Genomic DNA, 6,887 nt, shown 5'->3' on the forward strand with positions numbered 1-6,887 from the left:
CTTCCGCCAGGTTAAGGAAATCTCGTGAAACACGAGTCAGACGGGTTTCAGCAAGTCGTTAACTGAGTATATGGGGATGAATGTCCGACATTCAACGATAAGAATGTGCGAAAAAAAAATGGGGGACAAAATCCCCCATTTCGTGGCTAACTCTCTGGATAGATTGGCTAATTATTCGCCAGATGCTTGTTGTGCTTCCGGCTTGCCATAAATCATCAGAGGCTCTGACTGACCCGCAATCACGGATTCATCAATAACCACTTTCTCGACATCTTCGAGAGACGGCAGATCATACATGGTATCCAGCAATGCCGCTTCCACAATGGAACGCAGGCCACGCGCACCGGTTTTACGGATCATGGCTTTTTTGGCAATGGCCGTCAGCGCTTCATCCCGGAATTCCAGTTCAACGCCTTCGAGATTAAACAATGCCTGATATTGCTTAGTCAGGGCATTTTTCGGCTCTTTCAGGATTTGAATCAGGGCTTCTTCATTGAGCTCACTCAGAGTCGCCACCACTGGCAGACGACCTATGAACTCTGGGATCAGACCAAATTTAATCAAATCTTCGGGTTCAGCCTGAGCCAGTAACTGACCTTCAGTCGCTTTCTGCTCTTTGCCTTTCACTTCAGCGCCGAAACCGATACCGGTATTCGTATTGATACGCTGTCCAATCACTTTATCCAGGCCGGCAAAAGCACCGCCACAGATAAACAGGATTTTCGAAGTATCAACCTGCAAGAATTCCTGCTGCGGATGCTTACGTCCGCCTTGCGGTGGAACAGCAGCCACGGTGCCTTCAATAAGTTTCAGCAGTGCCTGCTGTACACCTTCACCGGACACATCACGCGTGATCGATGGGTTGTCAGACTTGCGAGAAATCTTGTCAATTTCATCAATGTAAACAATGCCGCGTTGCGCTTTCTGTACGTCGTAGTCACATTTCTGCAGCAGTTTCTGAATGATATTTTCGACGTCCTCACCCACATAACCGGCCTCGGTCAGCGTGGTGGCATCGGCCATGGTAAATGGCACATCCAGGAAACGCGCCAGGGTTTCAGCCAGCAGCGTTTTGCCGCTACCGGTCGGCCCGATCAGCAGGATGTTACTCTTGCCTAATTCTATACCGTTGCTGGTATCGCCATTACGCAGGCGCTTATAGTGGTTGTAGACCGCCACTGCCAGCACTTTTTTTGCAGGTTCCTGGCCGATAACATAATCGTCAAGGTGCTGACGGATTTCATGCGGCGTCGGTAATGCACTGCGTTCACGGTGTGGCGCGACTTCTTTGATCTCTTCGCGAATAATGTCATTACATAAATCGACACATTCATCGCAGATATACACTGACGGCCCGGCAATCAGCTTACGAACTTCATGCTGGCTTTTGCCGCAAAAAGAGCAGTACAGCAGCTTTCCTGAACCGTCTTTGCGCTTATCTGTCATCAGTAAACCTCTTCTCTGGTATCAGTCCCGCAGCGTAACAATAACACCACGACACGACTATATTACACAACAGCCGCATGATTGGCTGATGTCTGTTCATTCCTGTTATGACTCATTGCTTGCAGAACTTCAGTAACTCAAGCCCTGCCTTTGAGACGTCCGTATGAGTATAACTATAGACCATCAGCCCGGCAGAAATAAGCCGTCAGGCGCGATGGGTAAATACGGAGTCTACTAACCCGTACTGTACAGCCTCATCAGCGGACAGGAAACGGTCACGCTCAGTGTCACGCTCTATTTCTTCAAGAGATTTGCCCGTATGTTTCGCCATCAGCTCATTCATACGAGATTTCACTTTCAGAATTTCTTTAGCGTGGATCTCAATATCCGTCGCCTGGCCCTGGAAACCGCCCAGTGGCTGGTGGATCATCACACGGGAATTTGGCAGGCAGAAGCGTTTGCCTTCGGCACCGGCTGTTAACAGGAATGCGCCCATTGAACAGGCTTGTCCCATACAAATCGTGCTGACATCCGGTTTGATGAACTGCATGGTGTCATAAATCGACATACCGGCAGTGATCACGCCGCCCGGTGAGTTGATATACAAATAAATGTCTTTTTCCGGACTTTCTGCTTCCAGGAACAGCATCTGGGCAACAATCAGGTTAGCCATATGGTCTTCAACCTGACCGGTCAGGAAGATGATACGTTCCTTAAGCAGACGGGAGAAAATATCGTATGAACGCTCGCCCCGTGAAGTTTGCTCAACCACCATGGGTACCAACGCCATGTTTGGTGCAAATTGCTCTCTTTCACCACTGTATGACATAACCGTCTCCTAATAGATTCTGTTTGGCGCTATTTAAAATCGATTCTACTTGAGATAGGCACACATGACTATGCTCAAGCGGCCAAGTCGCCATTTACACGCCTGACGGTGTTTATCAGTCAGATTTTAACTACAAATTTACCTGGGTTAGCTCTTATCAATTGGGGGAATTGCCCCCTTTTTCAAGCCTGCAGTGATATTTCTTTTTTGGCGTGCCCCCTGAGCCAGTAAAAAGCCATCCTGAGGGTGTCAGTCAACAGTTTCTACGTGGGCTGTGCTTTATATTGATAAATATAGTGCAAAAACAACAGCCAAAACAAAAATACCTGATTTTCAGGAAATAAAAAGCCCGCAGTAAAAACCGCGGGCTTTGGAAGCAAACCTGTAAACAGGTTCAGCAACGTGCATTACAATTATGCAGGTTGAGTCTGGTTCATCAGTTCAGTAAAGGTAGTGGCTTTTTCAGTCACTTTCGCTTTAGACAACAGAGTTTCGACCGCTTGTTCTTCCAGTGCGACGTTACGCATGTTGTTCATCAGCTCTTTGTTTTTGCTGTAGAACTCAACAACTTCCTGTGGATCTTCGTACGCAGAAGCCATTTCTTCGATCAGTGCTTTAACGCGATCTTCATCAGCTTTCAGTTCGTGCTGGCTGATGACCTCGCCCAGCAACAAACCAACAACGACGCGACGTTTAGCTTGCTCTTCAAACAATTCGCGTGGCAGTTCCAGCGCTTGTTTTTCGTTGCCGCCAAAACGTTGTGCAGCCTGACGACGCAGAACATCCACTTCGCCGTCGATCAGTGCAGATGGCACGTCGATTTCGTTAGCGCTGACCAGACCGTCGATTGCCTGAGTTTTGATGCGGTTACGAACAGCACCTTTCAGCTCGCGTTCCATGTTTTTACGCACTTCAGCACGCAGACCTTCAACAGAACCATCAGCCACGCCGAAACGTTTGATGAATTCAGGGGTCAGTTCTGGCAACTCACGCTCTTCTACTTTCTTCAAAGTAATCGCGAACTTAGCCGCTTTACCTTTCAGGTTTTCAGCATGGTAATCTTCCGGGAAGTTCACGTCGATGGTGAATTCTTCACCGGCTTTGTGACCCACCAGACCGTCTTCGAAGCCTGGGATCATGCGGCCCTGGCCCATAGCCAGTACGAAATCAGAAGCTTTGCCGCCTTCGAATTCTTCACCGTCGATGGAACCGGAGAAATCTACAGTCACGCGGTCTTCAGCAGTGGCCGCAGCATCAGTTTCCTTCCAGTCCGCTTGTTGCTTACGCAGAGTTTCCAGCATGGTATCAACATCAGCGTCGTTAACTTCAACAACCGGTTTTTCAACTTCGATGTTTTCCAGATCTTTCAGCTCAACTTCCGGGTACACTTCAAATTCTACGGAGAAGTTAAAGTCTTCACCCTGCTTGTACTCACCCGGGATGTAGTTAGGTGCGCCAGCTGGATTGATTTTTTCTTTGATGATCGCATCAACGAAATTGCGTTGCATCAGATCACCCAGTACGTCCTGACGTACTGACGCGCCGTAACGCTGTTCAATGATGTGGCTTGGTACTTTGCCTTTACGGAAGCCGTCAATACGTACTTTTTTAGAGACGTTGATCAGTTCACTGCTCACTGCTTTTTCAATGCTTTCAGCAGGAACAGTAATCGTTACGCGGCGCCCAAGGCCTTGAGTGGTTTCAACAGAAACTTGCATCTTGTTACCTCAAAAAAAAATCACAGTGCTCGGTCAACTCCAGAAGTCGTTCTCAAGATGAGCGCAAACTTACCTTGAAAACGACTTCTAAGAACCGGGACAGTTCTGTATCAGAACGTAGCCCTGTATTCGAGAGCGTCCGAAACCATTCCGGAAAAATTAGACGCGACATTATAGCGGCGCATACGCATTGAGTCGAGGACGGTCTCTGTTGCGCGGGAGGGAAACTCACACGGGACTCGATCCTTCGAAAAATGCGGTCATTCAGAGGCATAAACCTCGTGCCGTCAGTCCGTCAGAAGAAAAACAAAAACGGCCCGCAGGCCGTTTCTTGAAATTCGCATCTACTAATACCGCATCTGGCAAGGAAAGTTCCAGTGTTACCGCGTCAAATGCCGATATTTATGCCTTTTGTGAATCAGATCGCGACTGTCAGGCCATGGTGCCCGCGCCGCGACACGGCGGTGAAGCTGGCACCGTATCCTGTAAGCCTTCCCATTCTTTCAGGGTATACGTGTGCAAAGCCAGCGCATGCACGCTGCCTGCCAGCTCCTCCGTTAATTTCCCATAGATGGCACGATGACGCGCCAGGAAACGCTCCCCGATAAACTTATCCGACACCATGACCACTTTAAAATGGCTCTCGGAGCCTGCCGGGACATTATGACGATAGCTTTCGTCAGTCACTTCCAGAAACGCAGGTTCAAATGCTTCAACTAATTTTGCTTCTATTTGCTCACGAATCATAGCAATCTCCTTACACCGCATCAGCAGAGAACTGCGCCTGTCTGGTACACCTATCTCTTTATAATGATAGGCGGCTTTCCAGATTCTACGCACGCCAGAACAATAAATTTCTGCTGCAGATTGATAAAAATGGCGCTCAGTCTGTCAAAGAAACTGCCGCTTCGCTACGGATGGCGTCAGCAGCCCGCAGCTTTACTGCGACTTTGCTGAAAAAAAACGCGAAAAACACGCTTTTCCGGATTGTTGGGACTTCCCCCGGCAAATGGCAATGTTATGATGTCGGCAAATTTTTGAGCACTATTCCCTTATTAATATTGAGAAAATACACATGCTAAAGAAAATTATTTTCCCTGTTCTGGCACTGTTCATGCTGGCCGGTTGCGCCACCAGCACTAACACCCTGGACGTTTCACCGAAAATTGTTCTGCCTTCACAAGATCCAACGCTTCAGGGCATCACTATCAGCATCAACGGTGCTGACCAGCGTCAGGATCAGGCACTGGCAAAAGTGAACCGCGATGGGCAGTTGATTTCCCTGACACCGTCACGCGATCTGCGTTTCCTGTTGCAGGAATCACTGGAGAAACAAATGACCGCCAGAGGTTACATGGTCGGGGCTGACGGCGCGGTTGATTTGCAAATTGTAGTGAACAACCTGTATGCAGATGTTCAGGAAGGTAACCTGCGTTATAACATCACCACTAAAGCCGACATCTCCATCATCGCGACGGCGAAGAACGGCAGCAAGCAGGTGAAAAACTACCGCTCGACATATAACGTTCAGGGCGCACTGTCTGCGACTAACGCAAAAATTACCAACGCAGTTAACACCACACTGGGCGATGTCATCAGTGACATGGCGTCAGACACCAGCATCAGTGACTTCATCAAAGCGAATGCCCGTTAAGTTCAGCTGAAGTTTGCGTGATGAATTCTGCCCGRCTCGTCCGGGCAGAATGCTTTTTAAGGCCAGTGATTATCTTTCCTGAAATGCATCCCTTCCTTTATTATGCGTATGCGCCACTCTCTCAACGGTTCGCAGGAACACAATTTTCATGATCAGTCAGTACTTTAAAATTTTCACGCAACGCAATACGGTCATTTTACTGCTTCTGGGCTTCGCTTCCGGTTTACCCCTGGCGCTGACGTCCGGCACGTTGCAGGCGTGGATGACGGTCGAAAATGTTGACCTGAAAACCATCGGCATTTTTTCGCTGGTAGGTCAGGCCTACGTGTTCAAGTTCTTATGGTCACCGATGATGGACCGTTACACGCCTTCTTTTCTCGGGCGCAGACGCGGATGGCTGATCCTGACGCAGTTGTTGCTGGTCGTGGCGATTTTCGCGATGGGTTTTATGGACCCTTCAAAAGATTTATTCTGGCTCGCCGCGCTGGCCGTACTGATTGCATTCGCCTCGGCGTCGCAGGACATCGTTTTTGACGCGTATAAAACCGATTTACTGCCACCGGAAGAACGCGGAAATGGTGCCGCCGTGTCAGTTCTGGGTTACCGCCTGGCAATGCTGGTCTCCGGCGGACTGGCATTATGGCTGGCTGATCGGTATCTCGGCTGGCAGCATATGTACTGGCTGATGGCAGGTATGATGCTCATCGGCGTTCTCGCCACCCTGTTGTCGCCGGAGCCTGAAAATACCCAACCAGCGCCGCGTACCATGGAGATGGCCGTCGTCGCACCGCTGAAAGACTTTTTTGGCCGCAACAATGCCTGGCTGATTTTGCTGCTCATCGTGATGTACAAGATGGGCGATGCGTTTGCGGGAAGCCTGAGTACAACATTTTTGATCCGTGGCGTCGGTTTTGATGCGGGGGAGGTCGGGCTGGTAAATAAAACGCTCGGGCTGATGGCAACCATCATCGGTGCATTGTTTGGCGGAATGTTAATGCAGCGTCTGAGCTTGTTCCGCGCCCTGATGTTATTTGGGATTTTGCAGGCTGTTTCTAACGCCGGTTACTGGATCCTCGCCATCACCGATAAAGATTTAACCACTATGGGCGCGGCGATTTTCTTTGAAAACCTGTGTGGCGGTATGGGGACGGCAGCGTTCGTGGCACTCCTGATGACGCTGTGTAATCGCTCATTCTCTGCCACCCAGTTTGCGCTGCTTTCAGCATTGTCTGCCGTGGGC

6 protein-coding genes are annotated in these 6,887 nt (G+C 49.4%); 2 read left to right on the forward strand and 4 right to left on the reverse strand.

Annotation, left to right across the window (positions count from 1 at the left end; translation table 11 throughout):
* Positions 1-171 precede the first annotated feature (171 nt).
* The 4 genes from clpX to bolA form a co-directional block, all read right to left on the reverse strand.
* Positions 172-1,446, reverse strand: coding sequence for an ATP-dependent protease ATP-binding subunit ClpX (clpX, locus tag AC1DUO_RS04110; protein ID WP_013576639.1), 1,275 nt, complete (start codon positions 1,444-1,446; stop codon positions 172-174).
* Between the two features lie 205 nt (positions 1,447-1,651).
* A complete protein-coding gene (gene clpP, locus AC1DUO_RS04115) occupies positions 1,652-2,275 on the reverse strand; it encodes an ATP-dependent Clp endopeptidase proteolytic subunit ClpP (RefSeq protein WP_013576640.1) in 624 nt (207 codons plus the stop codon).
* 413 nt (positions 2,276-2,688) lie between these two features.
* A complete protein-coding gene (tig, locus tag AC1DUO_RS04120) occupies positions 2,689-3,993 on the reverse strand; it encodes a trigger factor (protein ID WP_013576641.1) in 1,305 nt (434 codons plus the stop codon).
* Positions 3,994-4,425: 432 nt separating this feature from the next.
* Positions 4,426-4,740: a transcriptional regulator BolA gene (gene bolA / locus AC1DUO_RS04125; RefSeq protein ID WP_112151718.1), complete on the reverse strand. Its 315-nt coding sequence runs from the start codon at positions 4,738-4,740 to the stop codon at positions 4,426-4,428.
* A 328-nt stretch (positions 4,741-5,068) separates the two neighbouring features.
* Between bolA and AC1DUO_RS04130 the strand changes: the two genes are divergently transcribed.
* Together AC1DUO_RS04130 and AC1DUO_RS04135 are read left to right on the forward strand one after the other, a co-directional pair.
* Positions 5,069-5,647, forward strand: coding sequence for a lipoprotein (locus AC1DUO_RS04130; protein ID WP_013576643.1), 579 nt, complete (start codon positions 5,069-5,071; stop codon positions 5,645-5,647).
* Between the two features lie 148 nt (positions 5,648-5,795).
* The coding region (locus AC1DUO_RS04135; RefSeq protein ID WP_477986572.1) for an AmpG family muropeptide MFS transporter at positions 5,796-6,887 on the forward strand (1,092 nt) is incomplete at its 3' end.

Source organism: Rahnella sp. P4_A8, assembly GCF_056402435.1.